The following is a 26986-nucleotide window of genomic DNA, read 5'->3' as shown; positions in this document are numbered from 1 at the left end:
GCATCGAACGGGCCGGCCAGGCGCAGGGGCCCGGTTAGAACAGGATGGTGGCGAAGGTACCCACCTGGTCGAAGCCGACGGCCTCATAGGTGGCCCGCGCGGGGGCGTTATAGGAGTTCACGTACAGGCTGACAACCGGGGCAACTTCCAGTGCGGCGTCAACGACGGCGGACATGTAGGACCGGCTCAGCCCCTGTCCACGGTATTCCGGATTCATCCAGACACCCTGCACCTGTACGGCCTGTCTGGAGACCGTACCGAGCTCGGCCTTGAACACCACCCGGCCGGCGGCGTCGAAGTCCACCAGCGACTGACGGCGTTCAATCAGGCCCTTGACCCGCTGCCGATAGTGCCGGTCTCCGTTGGCGACCGGCGAGTAGCCCACTTCCTCCTCGAACATGGCCGTGCAGGCGGGCAGCAGGACATCGAGCTCGTCAAGGCGTGCAGGACGCAGCCCCGGCGCCGCAACGACATCGGAGGACTCGGCAATCTGCAGCAGGGGCTGCTCCGGACGGACGTCGAACGGCTGCGGGGAAACGTTCCGAAGTTCGGACCAGAGGGAGAGCACGGCCTCGGAGGGACCGAAAATGGACGAAAACCGGTTCCGCGACTTGGCCAGATACTGTCCGACCTCGGGGCCGGTATCGGCGTCCAGACCAACGGGCACCACGTTCACACCGGACCAGCAGGCACCGATCAGCGTGCCGCCGTCGAACACTCCCACAATCCGTCCGCCCGCCGAGGTGGGTGCTGCCGTCCGGGCAGTCTCCAGATGGGAAAGCATAAAGATGTTGGCCACCGGGTCAGCGGCGGCCAGATCCCACAGTGCAACGGTGTCGTCGTCGCGCAGGATCCGCAGCGCCGCGCTCGAGGAGGCGCTGCGGATATCGTGCTTAGCTGACGGTAACCATGGGGCCACCCGTCCCAGCATCCTCGCCATCGGGTTCTCCCATATCTTCTGCGATCCTCATCGCTTCTTCGATGAGGGTCTCCACAATCTGGTCTTCGGGTACGGTCTTGATGACCTCACCCTTGACAAAGATCTGGCCCTTGCCGTTACCGGAGGCTACACCCAGGTCCGCTTCGCGCGCTTCACCGGGTCCGTTTACTACGCAGCCCATCACGGCAACGCGCAGCGGGATGGTCATACCTTCAAGGCCTGCGGTGACCTGCTCGGCGAGCGTGTAGACGTCCACCTGGGCGCGGCCGCAGGACGGGCAGGAAACAATCTCAAGCTTGCGGGGCCGCAGGTTCAGCGACTGCAGGATCTGGTTTCCAACCTTGATCTCCTCTACCGGAGGAGCGGAGAGGGACACGCGGATGGTGTCGCCGATGCCCTTGGACAGCAACGCCCCGAAAGCGGTGGCGGACTTGATGGTGCCCTGGAAGGCCGGACCGGCTTCGGTCACGCCCAGGTGCAGCGGCCAGTCGCCGCGTTCGGCCAGCAGCTCGTAGGCACGCACCATGACTACCGGGTCATTGTGCTTTACGGAGATCTTGAAGTCGTGGAAGTCGTGTTCCTCGAAGAGGGATGCTTCCCAGACGGCGGACTCAACCAGCGCCTCCGGCGTCGCCTTGCCGTACTTGGCCAGCAGCCGCGGGTCCAGGGAACCGGCGTTGACTCCGATGCGGATGGAGACGCCGGCGTCCTTCGCCGCATTGGCAATCTGCTTGACCTGGTCGTCAAACTTTCGGATGTTTCCGGGGTTCACGCGCACCGCTGCGCAGCCGGCGTCGATCGCGGCGAAGACATACTTCGGCTGGAAGTGGATGTCGGCGATCACGGGGATCTGGGACTTCTTCGCGATGATCGGCAGTGCGGCAGCATCGTCGGCGCTGGGGCAGGCGACACGCACAATGTCGCAACCGGACGCCGTCAGTTCGGCGATCTGCTGCAGGGTTGCGTTGATGTCCGTGGTGGGGGTGGTGGTCATGGACTGAACGCTGATCGGCGAGTCCGAGCCAACTCCAACGGAGCCCACTTTGATCTGGCGGGTCTTGCGGCGGGGCGCAAGCGTGGGCGGCGGTGCAGCTGGCATTCCAAGGTTGACCGAGGTCAAAACGTCCTCCATGTGCCGAAACGGCAGGTATTAGGCTGTGAAGCGCGCTAATGAAACGCGCCCTTCCTATTATCACCCCGCCCCGGACAGAGACTGCTGGGGGCGGGCGAATATCACTGTGGGCTTAGAACGTCCGGGCTACGCGAGGTCGGAGAACGCGCCGAGTGCGGGTTTCCAGGCAGTGGTCTTCATGCCGGAAATGGCGCCGACGACGGCGAACGGATCCTGCTTCAGCAGGGCAAGCAGGCCGGCTTCATCCTCTGCAACAACCAAAAGCAGCGCTCCGGCGCCGTCCACGAACGCGCCCGCAGACAGGACATGTCCCTCGTCCACCAGCTGCTGAAGCCACTGCCGGTGTGCGGGACGGTGCTGGTCGCGGAGCTGGGCCGAATCGGCGTCGTAGACATACTCAACTGCAAAAATACTCATATCCCCAAGCCTACGTGATGCCCGGACCGCTGCAGGAAGGCGGTACCGCAGCGACCGGTTACAGCAGGAGCAGGCGGACGGGAACGGCTACTGCCACGGCCCACAGCATGGAGGCCAATGTGCCGATGATGAAGCGCTCCGCCGCCGCCGGGGTCTCCTTGAGCTCGGCGTACCGTCCGAGCCCCTTCACTGCGACGACGTACGCGATCGCCACCGGCTCGTCGGCCAGGACCGCGGCGGCCACCGCGAGGCGTTCCAGCATGCCGATGGCCAGCCCGCCGCGGAGGACGGCATTCGGTGGCGGGGGCGGTGGTGGGGGCTGGACCGCGCTGGCCAGGCGCAGCACGCCGGCGGTCACGGGCCAGCCGAGCAGCGCGGCGGCCAGGAGGCCGGTTACTACCCACACAATCGTCATTTACCCGTCCTTAGTTGAGCTGTTTCCCGTTCCGCCTGCGAGGTCATCGGCACGCTCCAGCAATACCGCTGCTGCAGGCCGTGCAGCCCATTCCTCCTGCCAGCCGCCCCGCCGGGCTGCCTTGCTCACCGCTTGGGAACTGATGCCGAGCTTACGGGCAGCAGCAGTCTGCGAACCCCATTGTGCGGGGTCCACGTGTTGCAGGATCCGCCATTCGGCGTCTGTACGTTCGGCGATCAGGCGGCCGAGCAGGACCAGGACCGCCTCTGCCTCGGGTGCGCCCGGCGATCCCTCCACCGCAACGGGCGGCCGGTCGCCGCTTTTCTTGGCCCGGTCCACCGCCTTCCGGGCCGCGACGAAAGCCCGTCCCCCGGCTTCACGGGGGCTGGACGGCAGGGGTTCATGGACCCCGCCGACGCCGACTCCCACGTACCAGTCCCGGTCCCTCAGGACCCGGAGAACGGCGTCGGTAGCGGTCTGCGCCGAGTCGCAGACGCCTTGGATTTCGTCGCCGACCGACCGCTCGAAGGCCAGCAGCATCGGCAGGTCCGCAAGGGCAGCGAGCAGTTCCGGCACCTTGTCTCTGCTGCCCTGGCTGTTTCGCTGGTCTATCGTGAGGACGAACATCTTGCAACCGTAAGCGTGTGCAAATCAGATTGCAACCACATTTGGGCTCATTTTCTTTTGCAACTGTGTTAGCCGAAGTTGGTTGCGGCCTCGCGAAGAGATTCGCGAACACAGCATCCCACCCGGTGGTGCTGGTGTTGCGGTGTGGCCCCAGGAGTGCTGTCCCGTCCCAGACAGTGGTGCTGCTGTTGCGGATGTGACCTCAGCAGTGCTGTCCCGTCCCAGACGGTGGGATCCTCTGCGGTTTTCCCTCCCCCGAAGCACCATCTGTCGAGAGGTGCTGTTACTTGTTGGGGGCTCTATCAGTCCATATGCCGAAGGACACCCCACATGAATCTTGGAACGTTGCGAACCAGCGGTCATCGCCGCCGAGGTCAGTTCTGCTTCGTTCGACCTGGCCGCCGAGCTCACGGACTCGTGAGAGGAAGCCTTCGAGGTCATCAGTTTCGAAATAGACCCGGGTTCCGGTCGTAGGCGCTGTTCCTTCGGTTGCGCGCTGAAGACCGCCAATTCCCGACTCGCCACTTCTGATGATCCAGTAGCTCGCGTCGAGCTCTGAATCCTCGAACGCTGAGGCGAACGTCCAACCTTGGAGATCGCCATGGAACGACATGAACTTCTCGGGGGCTTCGGTCTCGACTTCCCACCAGACGATGTTCACCATGGGGGCATGCTAGCGGACGGCCAGCGGTCTTGGTGCCGGGTCTACTTCAGCCCGGGCTCCGCGTGCTGGACCGAGTGGAGGGCGCGCGGTGCTCTACCCGATGGTGCTGCTGTGACGGATGTGATCCCATGAGCACTCACCCGTCACAGACGGTGGGATCCTCTGCGACGGCCGGGGTCGAAAGCGCGAAGGCCTACGCCGTAGGCACGTCCTGGCGGGCCAAGCAGGACAGGAGTCGTTCCGGTTCGCGGCAGGACACCAGCACGGCGCTCTGCCCGCATTCGATCCGAACTGACGGTCCGCCAACCAGGTAACCTGTGGCCCCCGGCAGGATACGGAGACCCATACCCTCCGCCAGTCCGGTGACCGGTCCTGCCGACGCCCGCGTGATGTCCCGATACGGAATTTCGGTGGCAAACACCACCACCCGGATCTGCACGCTTTCCGGGCCTACCCGAATCCGAGCTGTCATCATCAGGACGGCGACGAACACCACAGCTATCAGCAGGCCCAGCACGAGCGGCATCGGTCCGGCTTCGAGGGTGGCAATCACTGTTCCGCCGGCAGCCACTAGGCCCAACAGACCCAAGGTCAGGCGGTATCGTGCGGGCAAACCCGTACGGAAGGTAATTGTTTCTGCTTCTCCCCCGGAACTCATGCCTGCCATCCTGCCATGCCGGCTCGTGAAGCACATGGATCCGATACCCGAGCCCGAATCCCTGCAGCTCGGGGAAAACCCTGCAGTTTGTCGCAATCCCTGCGCCGCGCAGCGCAGGGATCCGGACAAACTGCAGGGATCTGGACAAAGCGCGGGGGAATGCCGCGCAGCATCCCGATCTGGCCGGAACGGGGCACAACCGCGCAGGCGGCGGGGTAGCCGGAGTGACATGACCGTGCAGGGGCCCGGATAAGGCGGCCTTAATATCCCGGCGAGCTCTGCGAGCAAGGGATTTCGTTGCCGCCGTTCCGGGCACCGGAACGGAACCACACCACCGGAGCACCGGCAACCGGCAACCGGCAACCAGCAAACCTAGTTGAACAGGCTGACCGGCTTCACGATATCCGCGTAGATCAGCAGGGCGCCCATCCCCATCAGCAGCACCGCCACGGCATACGTCAGCGGAAGCAGTTTCGCCATGTCGAAGGGGCCCGGATCCGGGCGGCGGAACAGCTTCGCCACGCGGCGCCGCAGTCCCTCCCACAGTGCGCCGGCAACATGGCCGCCGTCCAGGGGCAGCAGCGGAATAAGGTTGAAGACAAACAGCGCCAGGTTCACGCTGGCAACCAGTCCAATCAGTGTCGCCACCCGGTCCGACAGCGGAATGACTTCCTGCGAGGAAATCTCCCCGGCAATGCGGCCGACGCCCACCACGCTCATGGGTCCGTTCGGGTCCCGGGGTTCGGAGGAGAACGCCGCCTGGGCAACGTCGACCAGTCGCTGGGGAAGGTTGACCACCACGCCGGCAATGTTGACCAGGTTGTCGCCCACCGCAGGCAGCACAGCGCTGGCCGGCTGGTTCACCAGTTCCTGCTCCGCGCCGACCCCAATGAAGCCCACTTCCTCCGTGAGGTAGTTGCCGTCGTCGTCGGTCTTAGCCGCGCCGTCATCGCCCACCACCGGGCGTTCGGTGAGCAGCGGCGTGATGCTGGTAGAGGCCTCGACACCGTCCCGCTCGTAGGTCAGCGGAACCGTTTTGCCGGCAGCCTCGCGGATCCAGCCCGTCAGCTCTGCCCAGGACGTCACGTCCCGGCCGTCGAACTTCGTGATGGTGTCTCCGGGAAGCAGGCCGGCCTCGTACGCGGGTGCGGCAGGATCGGATTCCGTGCAGTCGGTCTGGCCCGTGGCGGCCTGCTGCTCGGCCGTGATCACGCACTTGTTGACCTCTGCCAGCGTGGTTGTGGTCTGGGCGGTGCCGAAGCCCATCAGCAGGACCGCAAAAAGCACGACGCCGATCAGCAGGTTCATGAACGGCCCGCCGAGCATGATGATGATCCGCTTGTACACGGGAAGCTTGTAGAAGACCCGGTTCTCGTCGCCCTCGACCAGGCGGTCGGTCTCGGCCTGGCGCGCTTCGGTGGCTAGCTGCTGGAACATGCCGGTGCTGGAGCGCCGCACCTCTCCGTCGTGCTCCTTGTTGGGCGGGAACATTCCGACCATGGAAACGTAACCGCCCAGGGGCAGTGCCTTGACGCCGTATTCGGTTTCGCCCCGGGTCCGGGAGAAGACGGTGGGGCCGAACCCGATCATGTACTGGGTGACCCGCACTTTGAAGGCCTTGGCCGGCAGGAGGTGGCCTACCTCGTGCAGGGCGATGGAGACAGCAATCCCGACCGCCACGAACAGCACGCCAAGGATGAAAAGCAGAATGGTCAACGGGCTTCCTTCAGGTCAACTGCGTGTCTTGTCATCTTCCACAACGCTTCCGCGCAGCGGCACGTGCCCACTCCTCCGCCGCCAGAAGCGACTGAAGCGTGAGCGGCCCCGAATCCGGGGCTTCCTCGAGTACGGCCGCGATCGTATCAACGATGTCTGTAAACCCGATCAATCCGTCGTGGAAAGCGTCCACGGCTTCCTCGTTGGCGGCGTTGTAGACGGCCATCCGCGTGCCCCCGGCAGCGGCGGCCTGCTTGGCCAGCGCGACGGCGGGGAAGGCTTCCTCATCCAGGGGTTCGAAGGTCCATTCCGTGGCCCGGGTCCAGTCGCAGGGCCGGGCGGCGCCGGGCACCCGGTGCGGCCAGCCCATGCCCAGGGCGATCGGCAGCCGCATATCCGGCGGCGATACCTGGGCAATGGTGGAGCCGTCCACGAACTGCACCATGGAATGCACCATGGACTGCGGATGGACGACGACGTCGATCCGGTCCAGCGGGATATCGAAGAGCAGGTGCGCCTCGATGACTTCCAGGGCCTTGTTGACCATGCTGGCCGAGTTGGTGGTGATCACCCGGCCCATGTTCCAGGTCGGGTGCGCCAGGGCCTGTTCCGGAGTGACGTCCGCCAGTTCGGAGCGTTTGCGCCCGCGGAACGGACCGCCCGAGGCCGTGACCACCAGCCGGTCCACTTCGGCGTGGGTGCCCGAGCGCAGGGCCTGTGCGAGTGCCGAATGCTCGGAGTCCACCGGAACCAGCTGCCCGGGAGCAGCGGCACGCTTTACCAGTTCCCCGCCCACGATCAGGGATTCCTTGTTCGCCAGGGCCAGCAGGTGTCCGGCAGCCAGGGCCGCCAGCGTGGGTTCCAGCCCGATCGACCCGGTGATGCCGTTGAGCACGACGTCGGCTTCGGTCCAGGCCGCGATAGCGGTCGCCGCGGACTTCCCGACAAACAGTTCAGGTGAATATCCGGTGATTCCGGCGGCGGCAGCGGCATCAGAGATGTGCCGGTGCAACGTGGGGAGGTCGACGGCGGCGCAGCCGACTGCTTCGGCCCGGGTATGCACGGCCTGCCGGGCCAGGAGCTCCAGGTTGGATCCGCCGGCGGCCAGCGCCACAATGCGGAACCGCTCCGGTGCACCGTCGGCCACATCGATGGCCTGCGTTCCAATCGACCCGGTGGAGCCGAGCAGGACTATCCGCCGGGGCAGATGGTCCGAACCGGGCCGGCGGGAACGGACGTAGTCGTGGTCGGAGGAGATCGAGTCGGAAGGCTGCATGCCTCCAGTATCCCGCAGCCCGCTGATCTTCGGCATCGTCGCGCGCCGACGGAACCAGGTCGTGCCCCGACGGTGCCAGGCAGCGCAGCGTCCGGGACTAGCGCCCCGGCTGCAGTGCCTGCACGGCCTCGGGAACAGGCGTGGTCCCGGAGACCAGGCCCAGCGCCTGGTGGACACCGTTGCCGGTCTTGAGCAGCTCGGCGAGGACAGCGGCGACGTCGGCGCGCGGGATGGACTCCCGGTCCACCTCGGGCGCGAGTTCCACCAGGCCGATGGGTGCGTCATTGGTCAGGATACCCGGCCGGACAATCGTCCAGTCCAGCTGGCTGCGCGCCATCAGGTCTTCTTCGGCGGCGAGCTTGGCCACCAGGTAGGCGTACATCACCTCGTCCATCGACTCCGGGCGGGCCCCGCCCCGCACCGCGTCCAGGCCGCCGGAGGAGACCTGGAGGAACCGGCCGGCTCCTGCCTGTTCGGCGGCGTCGGCAAGCAGTACGGCGGCGGCACGGTCCACGGTGTCCTTGCGGGCCGCTCCGCTTCCGGGTCCGGCGCCGGCGGCAAAGACGGCCGCCTCCGCACCGGTGAGGACCTGCACAACGTCCTCCAGGGTGCTGTTCTCCAGGTCCAGTACCACCGGCGCGACGCCGTCCGCCTCCAGGTCCGCCGCCTGGTCCGGGTTACGGATCAGTCCGGCAACATCGTGTCCGTCCGCCGCCATGAGGCGTCCCAGTTCGCGTGCGATTCTTCCGTGGGCTCCCGCTATGACTATGCGCATGAAGAAAGAGTAGCGGCCGTCACCGGCAGATGATTCCCCGGCCGCAACAATCGCTGTTCGGGATTCAGCCCTGCGCCCGGCGCAGCGTCTGCTCGGCCTGCTTCAGCAGCGGACCGTCGATCATCTGTCCGCGGAAGTTAAACACTCCCCCGTGGTTCCCGGCCTCGGCCAGGACCTGCTCGGCGTAGGTGACGTCCGCGGGATCCGGGGCGTAGGCGGCGCGCACGGCGGCCACCTGGCCGGGATGGATGCAGGCCTTGGCGGCGAAACCCGAAGCGACGGCGTCGCGCGCTTCGACCTCCAGCCCCTCGGTATCCGGAATGTTGCCGTAGATCGAGTCGATGGCCCCCTTGCCGAAGGCGCCGGCGGCGAGCAGCACCGTGGAGCGGGCCTGCACGGCGACGCTGCGGTAGGTGCCGTCCTGGTGGCGGCTGGATTCCCCGCCGAGCGACGCCAGCAGGTCCTCGGCGCCCCACATCAGGGCGGCCACATTTTCGGCAGCGGCAATGTCCGCGGCCCGGACCACGCCGAGGGCGGTTTCCAGCAGTGCGACGACGGTGAAGCCGGCGAGCGCCCGGGCGACAGCGGGTCCGTCCTCCGTCTTGGCCAGCATCACGGTGCGGTACGGGGTCTGTGCCAGGGCTGCCAGATCGAGCTCAAAGTCCTCCGTCCCGAGGGGATTGACCCGGACAATGGTGCGTTCGGGGTCCAGTTCGGCGGCAATGAGGTTCTTCCGGGCCGCTTCCTTATCCCGGGGAGCGACGGCGTCCTCGAGGTCCAGGATGACGGCGTCCGCCCGCTCGGCAGCTTTACCGAAGCGTTCGGGCCGGTCCCCCGGGCAGAAAAGCAGTGCTGGTCCCATGGGGAAGGTGGTCATCGCTGTACTCCTAGGTCTTTCCGGTTGTGCTTGCCGATCCAACCTATCGCGTGCCGGTGCCTGCCTCCCGCGCGGCGTAGCCCTCCTCCGTCCACATCAGGGCGGTCCGGGTGCACCGCCCCACAATGTCGCCGTTCTGGTTCCTGCCGGTGTGGGTCAGCGTGACGATCCCCTGGCCGGGCCGGGAAGAGGAGAGCCGCTTGTCCGCGACTTCGGTTTCGGTATACAGGGTGTCGCCGTGGAAGAGCGGGTGCGGGAAGCTGATCTCCCCCAGCCCCAGCTGCGCCACCAGGGTGCCCTGCGTCAGCTGCGCCACCGACTGGCCCACCATCGTGGCCAGGGTGAACATGGAGTTCACCAGCCGCTGCCCAAACGGCTGGACCTCACTGTAGGCGGCATCCAGGTGCAGGCCCTGGGTGTTCATGGTCAGGGTGGTGAACAGGACGTTGTCCGCCTCGGTGACGGTGCGGCCGGGCCGGTGGCGGTAAACGGCCCCCGGCTCGAACTCCTCGTACCAGAGGCCGCGCTGCTCAATGACCCGCGGTGCCATCGCGAGCTCCTCGGTGCCGGCGTCGGGCTCCTCATACGTCAACGGAAACCTCCAACGGAGCATCCGTGCCCGCGACCACTTCCTCGACGCTGACGCCGGGGGCGGTCTCGCGCAGGATCAGCCCCTCCGGTCCCACCTCGATCACGGCCAGGTCGGTGACGATCAGGTCCACGCAGCCCTTTCCGGTCAGCGGCAGGGAGCATTCGCGCACGATCTTGGGCCGTCCCGCCCGGTCCAGGTGCTCCATCATGACGATCACGCGCTTGGCGCCGAACACCAGGTCCATTGCCCCGCCCATGCCCTTGACCATCTTTCCGGGCACCATCCAGTTGGCCAGGTCGCCGTTTGCGGCCACTTCCATGGCGCCCAGGACGGCGACGTCCACGTGGCCGCCGCGCACCATCCCGAACGAGGCGCCGGAATCAAAGAAGGACGCGCCGCTGTTCACGGTGACGGTTTCCTTCCCGGCATTGATCAGGTCCGGGTCCAGCGTCTCTTCGGTGGGGTACGGGCCGACGCCGAGGATTCCGTTCTCGGAGTGCAGCACCACTTCCACGCCTTCGGGGATGTAGTTCGGTATCAGCGTAGGCATGCCGATGCCGAGGTTCACATATTCGCCGTCGTGCAGCTCGCGGGCTACCCGGGCGGCCAGTTCCTGCCGGGTCAGTGCCATCTCAGGACTCCTTGCTTCCGTTGGTGCTGCCGGTGCCGGCAGTAACCGTCCGCTTCTCGATGCGTTTCTCTGCATCGGGTGCCACGACCACCCGCTGCACGAAGATTCCCGGGACGTGGACGTGTTCGGGGTCCAGCTCCCCCGGTTCCACCAGCTCTTCGACCTCGGCGATGGTGATGCGCCCGGCCATGGCGCAGAGCGGGTTGAAGTTCATGGCCGTGGCATGGAAAACCAGGTTTCCGTGCCGGTCTCCCTTCGCTGCATGGACCAGGGCGAAGTCGGGGGTAAGTGATTCCTCCAGCACATAGTCCGCGCCGTTGAAGCTGCGGACCTCCTTCGGGTCGGAGGCCAGCGCCACACCGCCCTCGGCGTCGTACTTCTGCGGCAGCCCGCCCTCGGACACCTGCGTGCCTACCCCGGCCGGGGTGTAGAAGGCCGGGATGCCGGCGCCGCCGGCGCGCAGCTTCTCCGCGAGGGTGCCCTGCGGGGTCAGCACCACTTCCAGTTCCCCGGCGAGGAACTGGCGGGCAAATTCCTTGTTCTCCCCGACATAGGAGCTGACGGTGCGCCGGATCCGGTGGTCGGCGAGCAGCCGGCCCAGCCCCCAGTCATCCACGCCGCAGTTGTTGCTGACGGTCTCCAGGTCCGTAGTCCCCGCCGCGTGCAGGGCATCGATCAACGCCACCGGAATGCCGCAGAGGCCGAAGCCGCCCACGGCCAGGGAAGCGCCGTCCGGGATATCGGCGACGGCCTCGGCCGCACCGGGGTACACCTTGTTGATCATGGCAGTGTCCGTTCGTTCTCAGTTGGCAAAGTCACCGTCGGTTGTTACAGGCCCATACTGCGGGCAATCAGCATCAACTGCACCTCAGTAGTTCCCTCCCCGATTTCCAGGATCTTGGAATCTCGGTAATGCCGCGCCACCGGGAATTCGTTGATGAAACCGTAGCCGCCGAAGATCTGGGTGGCGTCGCGGGCGTTGTCCATGGCGGCTTCTCCGGCCACCATCTTGGCGATCGCGGCCTGCGTCTTGAACGGACGTCCGGCGAGCATGCGCGCGGCGGCGTCGTAATAGGCCAGGCGGGCCGTGTGCGCCCGGGCCTGCATGCGCGCGATCTTGAAGGAAATGGACTGGTAGGTGCCGATGGCTGCACCGAACGCCTCGCGTTCCTTGGCGTACCGCAGGGATTCGTCCACGCACCCCTGTGCGGCACCGGTGGCAAGCGCCGCGATGGCGATGCGGCCCTCGTCCAGGATCTGCAGGAAGTTGGCGAAGCCCCGCCCCCGGGCTCCCAGCAGGTTCGCCTCCGGCACCCGGACGTCGGTGAGGGTCAGCGGATGCGTGTCCGAGGCATTCCAGCCCACCTTGTTGTACGGCTTTTCGGCTGTGAAGCCGGGGGTTTCGGTCGGCACGAGGATGGTGGAAATGAGCTTCCGGATGGAACCGTCCGGTTCGGTGACGGTGTCCGTCACGGCCGTGACAGTCACCAGGCGGGTGATGTCGGTGCCGGAGTTGGTGATGAACTCCTTGCTGCCGTTGATGACCCACTGCCCGTCCTCGAGCCGGGCAGTGGTCTTGGTGCCGCCGGCGTCGGAGCCTGCCTCGCGTTCGGTGAGGCCGAACCCTGCGAGCGCCTCCCCGCTGGCGAGCAGGGGCAGCCACTGCTGCTTCTGCTCTTCATTGCCGAACCGGTACACGGGCATGGCACCGAGCGAGACCCCGGCTTCCAGCGTGATGGCCACGGACTGGTCCACCCGGGCGATCTGCTCCAGCGCGAGGGCCAGGGCGAAGTAGTCCCCGCCCATGCCGCCGTATTCCTCCGGGAAGGGCAGTCCGAACAGTCCCATCTCCCCCATCTGGGAGATGACCTTGTACGGGAAGCTGTGCTCCGCGTCGTGCTGGGCGGACACCGGGGCGATGACTTCGTCAGCGAAGTCGCGCACCGTGTCGGAGAGATCCTGGTATTCCTCGCTGAGTTCAAAGTCGGGCATGGTCTGCTCCTTGTTCGTTGTGCGGGTCTGTTGCGGCGTCGGTGTCGGAATCTGTTTCCGGCGTAAGTGTGGCCAGGACCTGGTCGGCCTTCACCAGGTCTCCGGGTTTCAAGCTGAGGGAGACGACGCCGGCCATGGGTGCCCGCAGCTGGTGTTCCATCTTCATGGCTTCGACGCTGAGCAGCGGCGCCCCGGCGGGCACCCGGTCACCGTCCGCCACGGCCACCGCGACGACGGTGCCCGGCATCGGGGAGCGCACCACCGGGTCCGCTTCGCCGGCAACGCGTCCGGCCGCCGCCAGGTGCCGGTCCAGCTGCTCGCGCCGGCTGCGCAGACGCAGCCGGACCGTGAACAGCTCTCCGGCCGTTCCTCCGGCCAGCCAGAACGCCCCGGTTTCCGGTTCGGCGGCGGCGGTGAAGGTGTGCAGGACCCCGTCCAGGGAAACGCTCACGCGTCCCCCTTCCCGGGTCTCGCTGCCGGCCAGCAGGCCGGCGGTGTGCGTGGTCCCGCCGATCCGCACCGTTGCGTCCCGTGCGGTGCCGGTAACGCCCACTTCGACGTCGTCGCCGCCGGGTACGGGGGCGGCAAAGACCAGGTGCAGGGGCGTACCCCCGGGGTTTCCGTTCCCACCACCGCTGCCCGCACCGCTTCCGGCGATCCGCCAGCCGTCCGCCTGCCGCCACGGTGAACCCGACGCCGTGTCCGCCAGGTCCTGCGCGTACAGCAGGGCTGCAGCGGCGAGCTCGGGGAGCTGCGGGGTCCGGAACTTCAGTCCGGGAAGCCGCCGCTCGATCAGGGTGGTGTCCAGCCGCCCGGCGCGGACATCGGGATCGGCCAGCAGCAGGCGGAGGTATTCCACGTTGGTGCCGATGCCCAGCACCGCAGTACCTGCGAGCGCCGTGTCCAGGCGGGCCAGTGCGGCGGCACGGTCCGGTCCCCAGGCGATGACCTTGGCCAGCATCGGGTCATAGCTGGAGGAAACGGCCAGTCCGGGCAGCAGGGAGGAATCCACCCGGACGCCGTCGCCCACGGGTTCGCGCAGCCACTGCACCGAGCCCGACGTCGGCAGGAAGTCCCGTTCCGGGTCCTCCGCGTAGATCCGGGCTTCCACCGCATGCCCGGTCAGGGTGACGTCTTCCTGCTTGAGGGACAGCGGATGCCCGGCGGCGATGCGCACCTGCTCGGCCACCAGGTCCACGCCGGTGACCATTTCGGTCACCGGATGTTCCACCTGCAGGCGGGTGTTCATTTCCATAAAGAAGAACTCGTCCGGAGCGGCGTCGGAAACCAGGAACTCCACGGTTCCCGCGCCGGTGTAGTCCACGGAGCGGGCGGCATTGCACGCCGCCTCGCCGATGCGTTCCCGGGTGGCCGCGTCCAGCAGCACGGAGGGTGCTTCCTCGATGACTTTCTGGTGCCGCCGCTGCAGGGAGCATTCCCGCTCCCCCAGATGGACGACGTTCCCGTGCGTGTCCGCGAGGATCTGCACCTCGATATGACGCGGTGAAGAGACCAGCCGTTCCAGGAACAGGGTGTCGTCGCCGAAGGCCGATGCTGCCACCCGCCGGGCCGTCTGCAGTGCCGCCGGCAGATCCCCGGGATTCAGTACGGCCTGCATGCCTTTACCGCCGCCCCCGGCGGAGGGCTTGATCAGGATGGGATAGCCGACGTCGGCCGCGGCCGCCAGCAGCCGGGCATCGTCCAGGCCCGGTTCGGCGATTCCGGGCACCACCGGCACGCCGTGCCCCTGCACATGGTTCTTGGCGCGGATCTTGTCGCCCATCAACTCGAGGGACCGGACCGGCGGACCGATGAAGGTGATTCCGGCGTCGGCCAGGGCAGAGGCGAAGTCCGCGTTTTCGCTCAGGAAACCGTAGCCGGGATGCACGGCCTGCGCACCGGTGCTGCGGCAGGCGGCGAGCACGGCGTCCACGGACAGGTAGCTCTGCCGGGCCGGTGCCGGACCGAGCCGGACCGCGAGGTCGGCTTCGCGCACATGGCGGGCCCCGGCGTCGTCGTCGCTGTAGACCGCCACCGAACGGATCCCCAGGATCTTCAGGGTGCGGATCACACGGCAGGCGATTTCGCCGCGGTTGGCAACCAGGACGGTGTCGAAAAGCGGTGCGGCGTTATAGGGCTGCGGGGTCATAGTCGCTCACATCCGGAACAGGCCGAAGGAGGTCTCCGGCAGGGGCGCGTTGGCGCAGACGTCCAGGGCCAGGCCCAGGACGGTGCGGGTGTCGAGTGGGTCAATAATGCCGTCGTCCCACAGCCGGGCCGTGGAGTAATACGGGCTGCCCTGGGTTTCGTAGGTTTCGCGGATCGGTGCCTTGAAGGCTTCCTCGTCCTCCGCCGGCCATTCCTCGCCGCGGCCCTCGAGCTGGTCCCGCTTGACGGTGGCCAGCACCGACGAAGCCTGGGCTCCGCCCATGACGGAAATCCGGGCCGCCGGCCACATCCACATAAAGCGCGGCGAGTACGCCCGGCCGCACATGGAGTAGTTGCCGGCGCCGAAGGAACCGCCCACCACGACCGTCAGTTTGGGGACCCGGCAGGTGGCCACCGCGGTGACCATTTTGGCGCCGTTCTTAGCGATTCCGCCGGCTTCGTAATCCCGGCCGACCATGAACCCGGAGATGTTCTGCAGGAACACCAGGGGGATGCCGCGCTGGTCGCACAGCTCAATGAAGTGGGCTCCCTTGAGCGCGGATTCGCTGAAGAGCACGCCGTCGTTGGCGACAATGCCGATCCGGTGGCCGTGCAGCCGCGCGAACCCGGTGACGAGGGTGGTGCCGTACTCCTTCTTGAACTCGTGGAACTCGCTGGCGTCCACCAGGCGGGCGATCAGTTCGCGAACGTCATAGGGGGTCTGCAGGTCGGTGGGAACGGTGCCGTAGATTTCCGCGGGGTCCTCGGCGGGCAGCCGGGACTCGGCGATGTCCCACACCGGTTCCTGCTGCGGGAAGGTCTCCACGATGCTGCGCACTATCTCCAGGGCGTGTGCGTCATTCTCGGCCAGATGGTCGGTGACGCCGCTGGTGCGGGAGTGCACGTCTCCGCCGCCCAGTTCTTCCGCGGTGACGATCTCGCCGATGGCGGCCTTCACCAGCGGCGGACCGCCCAGGAAAATCGTCCCCTGGTTGCGCACAATCACGGTTTCATCGCTCATTGCCGGCACATAGGCGCCGCCGGCGGTGCAGGAGCCCAGGACGGCGGCGATCTGCGGAATTTTCCGCGCGGACATCTGCGCCTGGTTGAAAAAAATCCGGCCGAAATGCTCCCGGTCGGGAAAAACCTCGTCCTGCCGGGGAAGGAAAGCTCCGCCGGAGTCCACCAGGTAAATACACGGCAGCCGGTTTTCCAGGGCGATTTCCTGTGCCCGCAGGTGCTTTTTGACCGTCATCGGATAGTACGTTCCGCCCTTGACCGTGGCGTCATTGGACAGGACCATCACCTGCCGGCCCTGCACCAGGCCGATGCCGGCAATCAGTCCCGCACCGGGGCACTCGCCGTCGTACATGTCCGCGGCGGCCAGCGGCGCCACCTCAAGGAAAGGGCTGCCCTCGTCCAGGAGGCGGATGACCCGCTCGCGGGGCAACAGCTTTCCGCGTGCAGTATGCCGCTCGCGGGACCGCAGGGGTCCGCCGGCGGCGGCGTCCGCCAGCCGTCCGCGCAGCTCACGTACCAGCGCCTGCTGCGCCGCGGCATTGGCGGCAAACGCGGCCGAAGCCGTATCCAGTCCGGATTTCAGGGTCTCCATTGACGTCTTTCTGCAACAGTTGCGAGCAAAAACCCGGCAGGAAGCTGAGTTAATAACCCCTAACCCAAGTCAGGTTATTGGTTATTAACTCACCTGTCCACCACAATAGGAATATATGCGCAGTCCAATCAGAAGGGGTGGGAATGGACGTAGCAAAAGACGAAGCAGCCGCAGAGGCCCGGATGACCGGGCGTAGTCAGGCAAAGGCCTCCCGTCGGGCAGTAATGCTCGACGCCGCCGCATCCCTGTTTGCCGAACGCGGCTACAACGGGGTCTCCATTGAGGAGCTCGGCGCCGCCGCAGGGGTCAGCGGGCCGGCGGTATACCGGCATTTCAGCGGCAAACCCGCGGTGCTCTCCGCCCTGTTGATCGGCGTCAGCGAAGACCTGCTGGAGGGCGGGAAGGCGGTGGTCGCCGAGTCTGCGACCCCCGAAATCGCCCTGCGCGGCCTGGTGGAATTCCAGGTGGATTTCGCGCTGCGCCAGGCGGATGTCATCCGGGTCCAGGACCGGGATCTGGGCAGCCTGCCGGAAAGCGACGAGCGGCGCGTACGCTCCCTGCAGCGCCAATACGTCGAGGTCTGGGTGGATGCGCTTTCCGCACTGCACCCCGGCTCCGATCTCCCGTTGCTGCGGCACCGGGCGCAGGGCGTTTTCGGCCTGATCAATTCCACCTCCCATACCGTCCGCGGCCGGATCAGTGCCCGCGAGACGGCAAGGCTGCGTACGCTGCTCGATAGAATGGCGTGGGCGGCCTTGAACGCCCAGTAGCTGTCAGGCCTGCCGGCTCTCCCGGCAGGCAGAACTCCACCCCCGAGCAGAAAGACCTGCCGTGATTGAGCTTCGTGCCGTAGTTCCCGCCGACCTGGAGGAGTTTTTCTCCCACCAGCTGGACCCGAGTGCCAACCATATGGCCGCGTTCAGCGCCAAGAACCCGGCGGACCGCGGCGTCTTTGACCACCATTGGCAGAGCATCCTGAATGATCCGACCGTTACCGTGCGCACCATCGTGGCCGACGGCGAAGTGGTGGGCAGCATCCTCGCCTACCGGGACGGCGACATCCCCGAGATCAGTTACTGGATCGACAAGGCGCACTGGGGGCAGGGCCTTACCACCGCAGCCGTGGGACTGTTCCTGGAGGAATTCACCGACCGCCCGATCCGGGCACGTGCTGTTGCGGACAATGTCAGCTCCATCCGTATCCTGGAGAAATACGGCTTCACCGTCATCGGTGAAACGCAGGGCTTCGCCAATGCCCGCGGCGCCGTGGTCAAGGAACTCGAACTCGAACTTCGCTAGGGCTGCATACTGCCCTCCGGCGGGTTAACTCCCCACCCAGACCATCAGGCTCCACCCGGCCGCGCCCGGCCACGACTAACTGCAGCAGCAAACCGAGCAGGCCAACGATGAGCCGGTACCAGCCTGGCGTGCAGTGCGGAACCTGGTCGGGTTGTTCCTGTCTGGCCCGGATTCCCTTCGGTTTGTCGGAATCCCTACGGTTTGTGGCAATCCCTGCGCCGCGCAGCGCAGGGATCCGGACAATACGCAGGGATCCGGACAAAGCGCAGGAAAAGCGGCACCGCACCGTCGCTGGAGCCGGTCCCGGCAGCGGCACGCTAAAGGGCTGCCCCGGATGTCTCCGGGGCAGCCCTTGATGCTTCTAGGCCATGGCCAGTGCCAGTGCGGGTTCGGCCAGAACGGCTCCCACTTCGCTCAGGAACCCGGCGCCCTGCTCCCCGTCGACAAGCCGGTGGTCAAACGAAAGACTCAGCGTCATCACCGAGCGCAGGGCAATCTCTCCGTTGTACTCCCACGGCTGCCGGCGGACCGCCCCCAGCGCCAGGATGCCTGCCTCGCCCGGATTCAGGATGGGAGTCCCGGTGTCGACGCCGAACACCCCCACGTTGGAGATGGAGATGGTCCCGCCCGCCAGGTCCGCCGGCTGCGTCCTGCCGTCCCGTGCGGTCTGCGCCAGGGAGGTCACCGCGGCTGCCAGTCCATGCAGGCTCAGCGTCTGGGCGTCCTTGATATTGGGAACCATCAGCCCGCGCGGCGTGGCCGCGGCAATACCCAGGTTCACGTAGTTGTAGCGGACGATCTCCCTCGTGGACTCATCCCACCGCGAATTCAGCGACGGGAAGCGCTTCAGCCCCAGGCAGACCGCCTTGGCCGCCAGGGTCAGCGGCGACAGCTTCAAGCCGTTGAAGGCCGGCTGCTGCCGGAGCCGTTCCAGCAGCTCCATGGTGGGAGTGACATCCACCGTCAGGAAGACCGTGGCGTGGGGAGCAGTGAAGGCGCTGGCCACCATGGCCGCCGCAGTATGCTTCCGCATGCCGGAGATCGCCGTCCGTTCCTCCCGTCCCGCAGGTGCCGGCAGGGCAGGCACGGCAGCGGCGGCGCCGGGTGCGGACACTTGCATCGTTTCGGCGTCCGGTGAAGCAGCACGGACGACGTCGGTACGCACCACGAGCCCGCCCGGACCCGATCCCTGCACCTGGGTGAGGTCCACTCCCATATCCCGTGCCAGCTTGCGGACCGGCGGGGTGGACCGCGGACGCTCCCGGACCGGAGCAGCTGCAGGCACAGGTACAGGTGCAGGTGCAGGTGGGGAATCTGCAGGCACAACAGCAGGGGCCGCGGCAGCGACGGGACCCGGGGCAGGAGCCTGTCCGCGGCGTCGTCGGGCGGGGCGCCCGGCGGCGTCCGGCACCGCACCGTACCCCACCAGGTTCGGCTCCCGCTTGGCCTGCACCGGCTCGCCGGCCTCACCGGCGTCGGCACCCGCCGGCACCGCCACCTCGAATGAGACGATCGGGGATCCGACCTCGACCACCGTTCCGGCCTGCTCGTGCAGGTGCGCCACTATCCCGGCATACGGGGACGGCAGCTCAACCACTGCCTTGGCGGTCTCCACATCGGCAATCACCTGGTTCAGCTGTACGGTGTCGCCCACACTGACGTGCCAGTTCAGGATCTCGGACTCGGTAAGCCCCTCCCCCAGATCCGGGAGGCGGAATTCGCGCAGCATCAGCTCGCCGCCGATCCGGAAACGACGCCGGCCAGGGAACTGGGCCGGTCCATGGCGCAGTCCACTCCGTCGAGGATGCGGTCGAGGTCCGGCAGGTGGTGGGACTCGAGTCGGGAGGCAGGGTAGGGGATGTCAAAGCCGGTGACCCGCACGGGCGCATGCTCGAGGTAGTCGAAGCACCGCTCGGTGATGCTTGCCGCGATTTCCGCGCCCAGGCCGCCGGACTGGGCGGCCTCATGCGTGATCACCAACCGCCCGGTCTTGCGCACGGAGGCCTCCACTGTGGCGAAGTCGATCGGCGCGAGCGAACGCAGGTCGATGACTTCCACGGAGACGCCCTCGTCCGAGGCCGCCACGGCGGCGTCACGTGCGGTGGGGACAAGCGGTCCGTAGGCCACCAGTGTCACGTCGCTGCCCTCGTTCAGGACCCGCGCGGTGCCCATGGGCAGCTGCGGCGCCGCTGCTTCGTCCACCTCACCCTTGACGTGGTAACGCCGTTTCGGCTCGAAGTAGAGCACCGGGTCGTCGGAAGCGATGGCCTGCTGGATCATCGTGTAGGCGTCCTGCGGGTTGGACACGCTGATGACGCGCAGTCCGGAGGTATGGGTGAAATACGCCTCCGGTGATTCGGAATGGTGTTCGGGTGATCCGATGCCGCCGCCGAACGGCACCCGGATGGTCAGCGGCAGCTTCACTGCTCCGCGGGTCCGGTAGTGCATCTTCGCCACCTGGGAAACAATCTGGTCGAACGCCGGGTAGATGAAGCCGTCGAACTGGATCTCCACCACGGGGCGGTAGCCGCGGAACGCCAGCCCCACGGCCGTGCCCATGATCCCGGATTCGGCGAGCGGGGTGTCCACTACCCGCAGCGGACCGAAGTCCTTCTGCAGGCCGTCCGTGATCCGGAAGACACCGCCGAGTTTGCCGACGTCCTCGCCCATAATAAGGACGCGGGGGTCCTGTTCCATTGCCCGGCGCAGGCCGGCGTTGATGGCCCGCCCGAAAGTCATGCTGGTCATTAGCGGTTCTCCTCGCCAGCGAAACCGCTGAGATAGCGCGAGTACTGCTCCTGCTGGCGGTCCAGCCAGGAGTGGGGCTCGGAATAGACATGGGCAAAAACATCCGCGGGCAGCGGATCCGGCATCCCGAGGCACGCGGCACGCAGTTCGGCGGCCACATCGTCGGCCCGGCGGCCCGCTTCGGCGGCAAACTCGTCGCTGAACAGACCCATGGAAGCCAGCAGTGCCTGCAGCCGGGACAGCGGATCCTTTCGCCGCCACTGGTCCAGTTCGGCGGAGTCCCGGTAGCGCGTGGGATCGTCGGCCGTGGTGTGCGGCCCCATCCGGTAGGTGACCGCTTCAATGAAGGTGGGTCCGTTGCCGGAGCGGGCCCGGTCCAGTGCCTCGCGGGTTGCGGCCATCACAGCAAGTACGTCGTTGCCGTCCACCCGGATCGACGGGATGCCGAAGCCCGGGGCCCGGTTGGCTATGGGTACCTGTGCCTGCAGCGCCACCGGTTCGGAGATGGCCCACTGGTTGTTTGAGCAGAAGAAAACCACCGGGGAGTTGAAGCTTGCGGCAAAGACCATTGCCTCGCTGACGTCCCCCTGGCTGGTGGCGCCGTCGCCGAAGTAGCTGATCACGGCGTCGTCGGTACCGTCGCGGGTGATCCCCATGGCGTAACCGGCAGCGTGCAGTGCCTGGGCGCCGATGATGACCTGCGTGGGCGCCATGTTCACTTGATACGGATCCCAGCCGGCGCCGGCATTCCCGCGCCAGACCCGCATCAGGTCACGTACCTTCACGCCGCGGCAGTACGCCACACCGTTCTCCCGGTAGCTGGGGAAAACGAAGTCGGAGGAGCGCAGGGACCGCACAGAACCGATCTGGGCGGCTTCCTGGCCGAGCAGCGGAGGCCACAGCCCCAGCTCGCCCTGCCGCTGCAGGGCGGTGGCTTCGGTGTCTATCCGGCGGATGACCGCCATGTCGATGTAGAGCTCCTGCAGCCGGGCGCCGTCGATATCCTCGATCCAGCGGTCATACAGGGGGTCTGGGGTGCGGACGCCGTCAGGGCTGACGAGCTGTACGTACGGGTCGATGGGTGAGCTGCCGGAGTTTTCCGGGTGCCGCACCGGGGTATGCAGGGACACTTGGATACGCATCCTTCCGTGTTTGGGCCTCTGGGGTGGCGGGGCCAAACCGACCCCGGGCTCCGTTGCCCGGGTAGATGTGACCCTACTCACACTCAGCACCCGGCACAACCATTCCCGCAAAGACCGAGCATCCTGCCCTATAAACGACTAAAACGCCGTGCTAGCGTTGCGCACTATGCAGCCCCTCGACACCACCGACCTACGCCTCCTCCTTGCCCTGGCGGAGGATTCAACCCGTACGGCCGTGGCCCTGGCTGCAGTCCTCGGCCTCTCCCGCAATACGGTCCAGGCCCGGCTGGCAGGATTGGAACGCAAGGGAGCGTTCCTGCCGTTTGAGCGCCGGATCAGCACGGCCGCACTCGGTTACCCCCTGATGGCGTTTGTGCATGTCCATGTCCACCAGCCGAGCCTGGCGCGGATCACCGAGGACCTGGCCGGGCTGCCCGAAGTTGTCGAAGCCCACGGCCTCACCGGAGACGCCGACATCCTGCTGCGCGTCGTAGCGGCGGACGCTGAAGACCTTTTCCGCATCAACAAGCAGATCCTCGCCGTTGAAGGCGTCCAGCGCTGCGACACCAACCTGGCGATGGGTGAACTCATTCCCCTGCGCGCCGCTCCCCTGCTGCGCCGCGGCGCTCAACTGCCGCAGCCGCCGTCGTCGGGCTCCGAACGGCGGGAGCAGGCCCCGGCAACGGCAAAGGCAGGCCCCGCCTGAGCGGAACCTGCCTTTGCTGAGGCCGTTGCCCCTTAGTGGTCGACGGCCTTCTCGGCGCCGACGCCGGTCAGGGACCGGACTTCCATCTCCGCCTGCTTGATGGCGGATTCGGTGTTCTTATCCAGCACGGTACCCAGCCAGCCCAGGAAGAAGGCCAGCGGGATGGACACGATTCCCGGGTTGTTCAGCGGGAACCAGTCGAAGTCCGCGCCGGCGATCATTGAAGTTTCCGCACCGGAGACAACCGGCGAGAACGCAATGAGCACAATCGCGGATCCGAGGCCGCCGTACATGCTCCACAGCGCACCCTGGGTGGAGAACTTCCGCCAGTAGAGCGAGTAGACGATGGTCGGCAGGTTGGCGCTGGCCGCCACTGCGAAGGCCAGGGCCACCAGGAAGGCTACGTTCTGCCCCTGCGCGCCGATACCGCCCAGGATCGAGATGATGCCGATTACCACCACAGTGGTTCGGGCTACCTTGACCTCTCCGTCTGCGTCCACCTGTCCCTTGCGGATGACATTGGCGTAGATGTCGTGGGCGAAGGAGGCCGCTGCGGTGATGGTCAGGCCAGCAACCACCGCCAGGATGGTGGCGAAGGCGACGGCGGAGATGAGTCCCAGCAGCACCGGTCCGCCCAGCGCAAACGCCAGCAGGGGTGCTGCCGAGTTCACGCCGCCGGGAGCGCCCTTGATGGCCTCCGAGCCGATCAGCGCCGCAGCGCCGTAGCCCAGGACCAGGGTGAACAGGTAGAAGATGCCGATCAGCCAGATGGCCCATACAACGGAGCGCCGGGCTTCCTTGGCGGTGGGCACCGTGTAGAAGCGCATCAGCACGTGCGGCAGGGCGGCGGTGCCCAGTACCAGTGCCAGTCCGAGGGAGACGAAGTCCAGCTTGGAGGTATCCGACTTGCCGTACTGCAGCCCCGGATCCAGGATGGCGGGGTTGCCGGTGGTTTCGACCGCTGCCCCCAGCAGGTCGGAGAGATTGAAGTTGTGCATGGCCAGGACCCAGACGGTCATGATGGCCGCGCCGGCAATCAGCAGGAAGGCCTTGATGATCTGCACCCAGGTGGTGCCCTTCATGCCGCCGATCAATACGTAAATGATCATCAGGGCGCCGACGACGGTAATCACCAGGGACTGCCCGATCTTGCTGTCGATGCCCATCAGCAGGGAGACCAGTCCGCCTGCGCCGGCCATCTGCGCCAGGAGGTAGAAGAAGCAGACGGCCAGGGTGGTGATGGCTGCCGCAATCCGGACCGGGCGCTGCTTGAGCCGGAAGGAGAGCACATCGGCCATGGTGAACTTGCCGGTATTGCGGAGCATTTCAGCAACCAGCAGCAGGGCCACCAGCCAGGCGACAAGGAAGCCGATGGAGTACAGGAAGCCGTCATAGCCGTTGACTGCAATGGCCCCGACGATGCCGAGGAACGAGGCCGCGGACAGGTAATCGCCGGCAATGGCGGTGCCGTTCTGCGGCCCGGTAAAGGACCGGCCGGCGGCGTAGTAGTCGGCCGCTGTCTTATTGTTGCGGCTCGCGCGCAGCACCACCACGAGGGTGACGGCCACGAAGACGCCGAAGATGATCATGTTCAGCAGGCCGGTGTCCTTAATGGACTCGGCCGTGACCTCAGTGGCGGCGGAAATGTGCAGGGTGTTCACTTGGTCTCCTCCGGACGGCTTACTCCATGGGCCTCAAGGTCGCGCCGGAGATCCGCCGCAATGGGATCCATCTTGCGGTTGGCGTAACTGACGTACGCCATGGTGATACCGAATGTGCTGACGAACTGCAGCAGGCCCAGGATCAGGCCGACGTTGATGTTGCCGATCACCGGGGTGGACATGAATTCGTGGGCGTAGTCCGCCAGAAGGACGTACGCGAAATACCAGACCAGGAAAACCACGGCCATGGGGAAAATAAAGCTTCGCTGGCGCTTGCGCAGTTCCTGGAACTCAGGCGAGCTCTGGACCTCCCGGAAATCCACCTGTTCCGGGTGCGCAGCGTGTGAAACCGGCTGCTCTTCAGCCATTGTTCCTCCTCTGTTGGGAGCCCGCTCCGCGCGCTGCATCCACCTATGGAGGTCAGGACACGACGCTGTGCAAGCTGTGACGCTCATCACTTTCCTACAGTCCCCGCGCGGGTGTCTGCCTGCCGCGCCAAACCGTCGGTGAACGGTTGGTTCCGTGCGGTGAACGGCGCTCGACGGCGCCGAACGGTGTTGAACGGCCGGGACGACCGCCGGGCCGCTAGGGTTGGTGCATGCTCAGTCCCGCCGTCGATATAGCCCTGGTCTGCGCCGTCGCCGTCCTGACCATCGCGGCCGTGGGCGCGCTTGGCTTCCGCCTCAGCCGCTCGCAGCGGGACCTCGGGTCCGACGCCGAGCAGGCCACCTACGCGACCCTGCATACGGCGTCGCTCGCCTCGGCTCATCTTCGTGCGGGCCTGACCCCGGCCGGGGCCCGCAAGGCCAGCCGGCACCTGCGCGACCTGCTGGACTGCGACACCCTGGTGATCACCGACGCCTCGGCGGTACTCGCATGGGACGGTTCCGTGAACGACACGCCGTTCCGGCGCCAGCGGCTGTTATCCGCCGCCGCACTGGTCCTGGAATCGGGCAGGACGCGGGTCTTCCGGGGTGCAGCACTGCGGGCCTTGGGCCTGCAGGACAGTGGCTGCGAACTGCTGGTCTCCCCGCTTCCGGTCAACGGCCAGACGGTGGGCACGGTGGCGGTGTTCGCCCCGACGGTCCGGGCCGGGCTGGTCCGGGCAGCCAATGAAGTGGCAGCCTGGCTCGCCACACAGGTGGAGCTGGCGGAACTGGATGCCTCACGGGCGCAGTTGATGGAGGCCGAAGTGCGGGCGCTTCGCGCGCAGATCAGTCCGCACTTCATCTACAACTCCCTGAACGCCATCGCTTCCTACATCAATACGGATCCGGCCCGCGCCCGGGAGCTGGTGGTCGAGTTCGCCGATTTCACCCGGTATTCCTTCCGCCGGCACGGCAACTTCACCACCATCGCCCAGGAACTGGAATCAGTGGACCGGTATCTGCTGCTCGAAAGTGCGCGCTTCGGGGAACGGCTCAAGGTGGCCCTGCAGATCGCCCCGGAAGTGCTGGGAACCGTCATCCCCTTCCTGTCCCTGCAGCCGCTGGTGGAGAACTCCGTCCGCCACGGCCTGGAAGCCAAGGACGGACAGGGGCGGATCAGCATTGCAGCCGTCGACGCCGGAGCGGACGCGGTGATCACCATCGAGGACAACGGGGTGGGAATGGACCCCGAGTACCTGCGCTCCGTGTTGGCCGGGCATGCGGACGGGGACCACGTGGGCCTGCGCAACGTCGATGTGCGGCTGCGGCAGGTGTACGGCGACAGCCACGGCCTCGTGATTGACACCGCTCCCGGCGCCGGCACCCTGATCACCATGCGTGTGCCCAAGTCGCAGCCGGAGAACCGCCCGACGAACGCGTAATCTGTTGTCCATGCGCAAACCCCTCCGGCCGCTCACCGTCGTAGTTGCCGACGACGAAGCCCCCGCCGTCGAGGAACTCGCCTATCTCCTGGGACAGGATGCCCGGATCGGTACGGTGTACCGGGCCTCCAGCGGCGCCCAGGCGCTGCAGGAGATCGAGGCCCGCGACGTCGACGCCGTCTTCCTCGACATCCATATGCCGGCTCTCTCCGGGCTGGAGATCGCCAAGGCCCTGAGCCGCAGGCAGCGCCCGCCCGCCGTCGTCTTCGTGACCGCGGACGAGGACCAGGCGCTGCGGGCCTTTGACCTTGCGGCCCTGGACTACCTGCTGAAGCCGGTGCGGCCGGAGCGCTTGTCCGAGTCGGTGCGCCGGATCTGCGAACTCGCAGCCGATACCGAGACGGAGGACGCCGACGTCGTCACCGTGGTCCAGGGCGCGACGACGAGGATCATCCCGCGCGGCGACATCCGCTATGTCCAGGCGCAGGGCGACTATGCCCGGCTGCATACGGCCGAGGCCAGCTACCTGATCCGGGTCCCCCTCGCGGATCTGGAAGAGCAGTGGGCAGGCGCCGGGTTTGTCCGCATCCACCGGTCCTATCTGGTGTCCCGGAACCATATCCGCCAGGTGCGGCTGAGCGGAGGTCGGGCAAGCGTGCAGCTGGGCGAGGTGGACCTTCCGGTCAGCCGCCGGCATCTGCCTGCCGTGCGCAACACGCTTGACGCCGGCCGGGTTCGGCCCACGCCATGAGCGGGGACGCCATGCCCGGTTCGGCCCCGGTCCCCCAGCGGGTCCGGGTGACCGCTCCCGGCACGGGGGCAGCACCGTTCCCCGTCTCGCGCGAACTGGACGAACAGTCCGAGGTGGGCGAGTTGATCATCGGCTCGCTGATCCGCAGCCAGCTCCGGCTGGCGCTGGTGGTGGGCGGCGGATTCCTGCTGATCCTGCTCAGCGTGCCGGTGCTGCTGGCCTTTCTGCCGGTGATAGCCGAGCTGTCGATCCTCGGGGTGCCCGCGCCGTGGATCCTGCTCGGCGTCGGAGTCTACCCGCTGGTGATCGGCTGTGGACTGCTTTACGTGCTCAGTGCCCAGCGGAACGAAACCCGCTACCGCGACCTGGTGGACGGGCGGTAGCCGGTGGACTGGGA

Annotated in this window: 28 protein-coding genes; 6 read left to right on the top strand and 22 right to left on the bottom strand. The window is 66.7% G+C overall.

Going from position 1 to position 26986, the window contains the following annotated elements:
* Positions 1-34: 34 nt before the first annotated feature.
* The 17 genes from N2K98_RS05970 to N2K98_RS05890 form a co-directional block, all read right to left on the bottom strand.
* A complete protein-coding gene (locus N2K98_RS05970) occupies positions 35-919 on the bottom strand; it encodes a GNAT family N-acetyltransferase (RefSeq protein ID WP_308219848.1) in 885 nt (294 codons plus the stop codon).
* Complete coding sequence (gene ispG, locus N2K98_RS05965; RefSeq protein ID WP_230026182.1) at positions 894-2060, bottom strand: flavodoxin-dependent (E)-4-hydroxy-3-methylbut-2-enyl-diphosphate synthase; 1167 nt, start codon at positions 2058-2060, stop codon at positions 894-896. The genes N2K98_RS05970 and ispG overlap by 26 nt, the downstream gene beginning before the upstream one ends.
* Before the next feature lie 138 nt (positions 2061-2198).
* Positions 2199-2489, bottom strand: coding sequence for a YciI family protein (locus N2K98_RS05960; protein WP_255798979.1), 291 nt, complete (start codon positions 2487-2489; stop codon positions 2199-2201).
* Positions 2490-2547: 58 nt separating this feature from the next.
* Positions 2548-2904: a hypothetical protein gene (locus N2K98_RS05955; protein WP_255798978.1), complete on the bottom strand. Its 357-nt coding sequence runs from the start codon at positions 2902-2904 to the stop codon at positions 2548-2550.
* Complete coding sequence (locus tag N2K98_RS05950; RefSeq protein ID WP_255866451.1) at positions 2905-3531, bottom strand: MarR family transcriptional regulator; 627 nt, start codon at positions 3529-3531, stop codon at positions 2905-2907.
* A gap of 283 nt (positions 3532-3814) precedes the next feature.
* Positions 3815-4195: a VOC family protein gene (locus N2K98_RS05945; protein ID WP_255866452.1), complete on the bottom strand. Its 381-nt coding sequence runs from the start codon at positions 4193-4195 to the stop codon at positions 3815-3817.
* Positions 4196-4388: 193 nt separating this feature from the next.
* Positions 4389-4853, bottom strand: coding sequence for a hypothetical protein (locus N2K98_RS05940; protein WP_255866453.1), 465 nt, complete (start codon positions 4851-4853; stop codon positions 4389-4391).
* Positions 4854-5225: 372 nt separating this feature from the next.
* Positions 5226-6569, bottom strand: coding sequence for a M50 family metallopeptidase (locus N2K98_RS05935; protein WP_255798974.1), 1344 nt, complete (start codon positions 6567-6569; stop codon positions 5226-5228).
* Positions 6570-6600: 31 nt separating this feature from the next.
* Complete coding sequence (dxr, locus tag N2K98_RS05930; RefSeq protein ID WP_255866454.1) at positions 6601-7845, bottom strand: 1-deoxy-D-xylulose-5-phosphate reductoisomerase; 1245 nt, start codon at positions 7843-7845, stop codon at positions 6601-6603.
* A gap of 97 nt (positions 7846-7942) precedes the next feature.
* A complete protein-coding gene (locus N2K98_RS05925; protein WP_255866455.1) occupies positions 7943-8620 on the bottom strand; it encodes an NAD(P)-binding oxidoreductase in 678 nt (225 codons plus the stop codon).
* 64 nt (positions 8621-8684) lie between these two features.
* Positions 8685-9497 carry an HpcH/HpaI aldolase/citrate lyase family protein gene (locus tag N2K98_RS05920; RefSeq protein ID WP_255866456.1) on the bottom strand — a complete coding sequence of 271 codons (813 nt, stop codon included), beginning with the start codon at positions 9495-9497 and terminating at the stop codon, positions 8685-8687.
* Between the two features lie 43 nt (positions 9498-9540).
* Positions 9541-10047 carry a MaoC family dehydratase gene (locus N2K98_RS05915; RefSeq protein WP_255866471.1) on the bottom strand — a complete coding sequence of 169 codons (507 nt, stop codon included), beginning with the start codon at positions 10045-10047 and terminating at the stop codon, positions 9541-9543.
* Between the two features lie 31 nt (positions 10048-10078).
* Entirely contained in the window at positions 10079-10720 is a 642-nt protein-coding gene (locus tag N2K98_RS05910; RefSeq protein WP_255798971.1) for a CoA transferase subunit B, read from the bottom strand.
* Position 10721: 1 nt separating this feature from the next.
* The gene (locus N2K98_RS05905) at positions 10722-11504 is read right to left on the bottom strand and encodes a CoA transferase subunit A (RefSeq protein ID WP_255798970.1); all 783 of its coding nucleotides are present in this window, start codon (positions 11502-11504) and stop codon (positions 10722-10724) included.
* Positions 11505-11548: 44 nt separating this feature from the next.
* Entirely contained in the window at positions 11549-12712 is a 1164-nt protein-coding gene (locus N2K98_RS05900; protein WP_255866457.1) for an acyl-CoA dehydrogenase family protein, read from the bottom strand.
* Positions 12699-14861: an acetyl/propionyl/methylcrotonyl-CoA carboxylase subunit alpha gene (locus N2K98_RS05895; RefSeq protein WP_255866458.1), complete on the bottom strand. Its 2163-nt coding sequence runs from the start codon at positions 14859-14861 to the stop codon at positions 12699-12701. The genes N2K98_RS05900 and N2K98_RS05895 overlap by 14 nt, the downstream gene beginning before the upstream one ends.
* 6 nt (positions 14862-14867) lie before the next feature.
* The gene (locus N2K98_RS05890; RefSeq protein ID WP_255866459.1) at positions 14868-16472 is read right to left on the bottom strand and encodes a carboxyl transferase domain-containing protein; all 1605 of its coding nucleotides are present in this window, start codon (positions 16470-16472) and stop codon (positions 14868-14870) included.
* A gap of 143 nt (positions 16473-16615) precedes the next feature.
* On the opposite strand from N2K98_RS05890, the gene N2K98_RS05885 reads away from it, so the two are divergent.
* Together N2K98_RS05885 and N2K98_RS05880 are read left to right on the top strand one after the other, a co-directional pair.
* Entirely contained in the window at positions 16616-17242 is a 627-nt protein-coding gene (locus tag N2K98_RS05885; RefSeq protein WP_255798966.1) for a TetR/AcrR family transcriptional regulator, read from the top strand.
* Between the two features lie 61 nt (positions 17243-17303).
* Entirely contained in the window at positions 17304-17771 is a 468-nt protein-coding gene (locus N2K98_RS05880) for a GNAT family N-acetyltransferase (protein WP_255798965.1), read from the top strand.
* Positions 17772-18132: 361 nt separating this feature from the next.
* Here N2K98_RS05880 and N2K98_RS05875 read toward each other — a convergent pair whose 3' ends face one another.
* Genes N2K98_RS05875 through pdhA form a run of 3 tightly spaced genes read right to left on the bottom strand, consistent with a single transcriptional unit; the run spans position 18133 to position 21661 of the window.
* Positions 18133-19500, bottom strand: coding sequence for a dihydrolipoamide acetyltransferase family protein (locus tag N2K98_RS05875; protein ID WP_255866460.1), 1368 nt, complete (start codon positions 19498-19500; stop codon positions 18133-18135).
* The gene (locus N2K98_RS05870) at positions 19500-20519 is read right to left on the bottom strand and encodes an alpha-ketoacid dehydrogenase subunit beta (protein WP_255866461.1); all 1020 of its coding nucleotides are present in this window, start codon (positions 20517-20519) and stop codon (positions 19500-19502) included. Before N2K98_RS05870 ends, N2K98_RS05875 begins: the two co-directional genes overlap by 1 nt.
* The gene (gene pdhA / locus N2K98_RS05865) at positions 20519-21661 is read right to left on the bottom strand and encodes a pyruvate dehydrogenase (acetyl-transferring) E1 component subunit alpha (protein ID WP_407080009.1); all 1143 of its coding nucleotides are present in this window, start codon (positions 21659-21661) and stop codon (positions 20519-20521) included. Before pdhA ends, N2K98_RS05870 begins: the two co-directional genes overlap by 1 nt.
* Positions 21662-21827: 166 nt before the next feature.
* Here pdhA and N2K98_RS05860 point away from each other — a divergent pair, with 166 nt between their 5' ends.
* Positions 21828-22367 (top strand): Lrp/AsnC family transcriptional regulator, encoded by a 540-nt coding sequence (locus tag N2K98_RS05860; RefSeq protein ID WP_255866462.1) that lies wholly within the window; start codon positions 21828-21830, stop codon positions 22365-22367.
* Between the two features lie 32 nt (positions 22368-22399).
* Here the strand turns inward: N2K98_RS05860 and N2K98_RS05855 are convergent, their stop codons facing one another.
* The gene (locus N2K98_RS05855) at positions 22400-23956 is read right to left on the bottom strand and encodes a solute symporter family protein (RefSeq protein WP_257794686.1); all 1557 of its coding nucleotides are present in this window, start codon (positions 23954-23956) and stop codon (positions 22400-22402) included.
* Positions 23957-24024: 68 nt separating this feature from the next.
* The gene (locus N2K98_RS05850) at positions 24025-24396 is read right to left on the bottom strand and encodes a DUF485 domain-containing protein (RefSeq protein WP_255798960.1); all 372 of its coding nucleotides are present in this window, start codon (positions 24394-24396) and stop codon (positions 24025-24027) included.
* Between the two features lie 230 nt (positions 24397-24626).
* Here N2K98_RS05850 and N2K98_RS05845 point away from each other — a divergent pair, with 230 nt between their 5' ends.
* From N2K98_RS05845 to N2K98_RS05835, 3 genes are read left to right on the top strand one after another with little or no spacing between them, the layout of a single operon-like run.
* Positions 24627-25838: a sensor histidine kinase gene (locus N2K98_RS05845; protein ID WP_255866463.1), complete on the top strand. Its 1212-nt coding sequence runs from the start codon at positions 24627-24629 to the stop codon at positions 25836-25838.
* Between the two features lie 10 nt (positions 25839-25848).
* On the top strand, positions 25849-26589 hold the full coding sequence (locus N2K98_RS05840; RefSeq protein ID WP_255798957.1) for a LytR/AlgR family response regulator transcription factor: 741 nt from the start codon (positions 25849-25851) through the stop codon (positions 26587-26589).
* A complete protein-coding gene (locus N2K98_RS05835) occupies positions 26586-26972 on the top strand; it encodes a DUF485 domain-containing protein (protein WP_255798956.1) in 387 nt (128 codons plus the stop codon). Before N2K98_RS05840 ends, N2K98_RS05835 begins: the two co-directional genes overlap by 4 nt.
* Positions 26973-26986: the final 14 nt, after the last annotated feature.

The organism is Arthrobacter jinronghuae, from assembly GCF_025244825.1.
Lineage (GTDB): Bacteria > Actinomycetota > Actinomycetes > Actinomycetales > Micrococcaceae > Arthrobacter_B > Arthrobacter_B jinronghuae.
This window is presented reverse-complemented; position numbering and strand designations above follow the sequence as displayed.

Coding starts and splice junctions, on each gene's coding strand:
- N2K98_RS05960 (WP_255798979.1), bottom strand. CDS start 2,489: ATGAGTATTTTTGCAGTTGAGTATGTCTACGACGCCGATTCGGCCCAG.
- N2K98_RS05955 (WP_255798978.1), bottom strand. CDS start 2,904: ATGACGATTGTGTGGGTAGTAACCGGCCTCCTGGCCGCCGCGCTGCTC.
- N2K98_RS05950 (WP_255866451.1), bottom strand. CDS start 3,531: ATGTTCGTCCTCACGATAGACCAGCGAAACAGCCAGGGCAGCAGAGAC.
- N2K98_RS05945 (WP_255866452.1), bottom strand. CDS start 4,195: ATGGTGAACATCGTCTGGTGGGAAGTCGAGACCGAAGCCCCCGAGAAG.
- N2K98_RS05940 (WP_255866453.1), bottom strand. CDS start 4,853: ATGAGTTCCGGGGGAGAAGCAGAAACAATTACCTTCCGTACGGGTTTG.
- dxr (WP_255866454.1), bottom strand. CDS start 7,845: ATGCAGCCTTCCGACTCGATCTCCTCCGACCACGACTACGTCCGTTCC.
- N2K98_RS05925 (WP_255866455.1), bottom strand. CDS start 8,620: ATGCGCATAGTCATAGCGGGAGCCCACGGAAGAATCGCACGCGAACTG.
- N2K98_RS05920 (WP_255866456.1), bottom strand. CDS start 9,497: ATGACCACCTTCCCCATGGGACCAGCACTGCTTTTCTGCCCGGGGGAC.
- N2K98_RS05915 (WP_255866471.1), bottom strand. CDS start 10,047: ATGGCACCGCGGGTCATTGAGCAGCGCGGCCTCTGGTACGAGGAGTTC.
- N2K98_RS05910 (WP_255798971.1), bottom strand. CDS start 10,720: ATGGCACTGACCCGGCAGGAACTGGCCGCCCGGGTAGCCCGCGAGCTG.
- N2K98_RS05905 (WP_255798970.1), bottom strand. CDS start 11,504: ATGATCAACAAGGTGTACCCCGGTGCGGCCGAGGCCGTCGCCGATATC.
- N2K98_RS05900 (WP_255866457.1), bottom strand. CDS start 12,712: ATGCCCGACTTTGAACTCAGCGAGGAATACCAGGATCTCTCCGACACG.
- N2K98_RS05895 (WP_255866458.1), bottom strand. CDS start 14,861: ATGACCCCGCAGCCCTATAACGCCGCACCGCTTTTCGACACCGTCCTG.
- N2K98_RS05890 (WP_255866459.1), bottom strand. CDS start 16,472: ATGGAGACCCTGAAATCCGGACTGGATACGGCTTCGGCCGCGTTTGCC.
- N2K98_RS05885 (WP_255798966.1), top strand. CDS start 16,616: ATGGACGTAGCAAAAGACGAAGCAGCCGCAGAGGCCCGGATGACCGGG.
- N2K98_RS05875 (WP_255866460.1), bottom strand. CDS start 19,500: ATGCTGCGCGAATTCCGCCTCCCGGATCTGGGGGAGGGGCTTACCGAG.
- N2K98_RS05870 (WP_255866461.1), bottom strand. CDS start 20,519: ATGACCAGCATGACTTTCGGGCGGGCCATCAACGCCGGCCTGCGCCGG.
- pdhA (WP_407080009.1), bottom strand. CDS start 21,661: ATGCGTATCCAAGTGTCCCTGCATACCCCGGTGCGGCACCCGGAAAAC.
- N2K98_RS05860 (WP_255866462.1), top strand. CDS start 21,828: ATGCAGCCCCTCGACACCACCGACCTACGCCTCCTCCTTGCCCTGGCG.
- N2K98_RS05855 (WP_257794686.1), bottom strand. CDS start 23,956: ATGATCATCTTCGGCGTCTTCGTGGCCGTCACCCTCGTGGTGGTGCTG.
- N2K98_RS05850 (WP_255798960.1), bottom strand. CDS start 24,396: ATGGCTGAAGAGCAGCCGGTTTCACACGCTGCGCACCCGGAACAGGTG.
- N2K98_RS05845 (WP_255866463.1), top strand. CDS start 24,627: ATGCTCAGTCCCGCCGTCGATATAGCCCTGGTCTGCGCCGTCGCCGTC.
- N2K98_RS05840 (WP_255798957.1), top strand. CDS start 25,849: ATGCGCAAACCCCTCCGGCCGCTCACCGTCGTAGTTGCCGACGACGAA.
- N2K98_RS05835 (WP_255798956.1), top strand. CDS start 26,586: ATGAGCGGGGACGCCATGCCCGGTTCGGCCCCGGTCCCCCAGCGGGTC.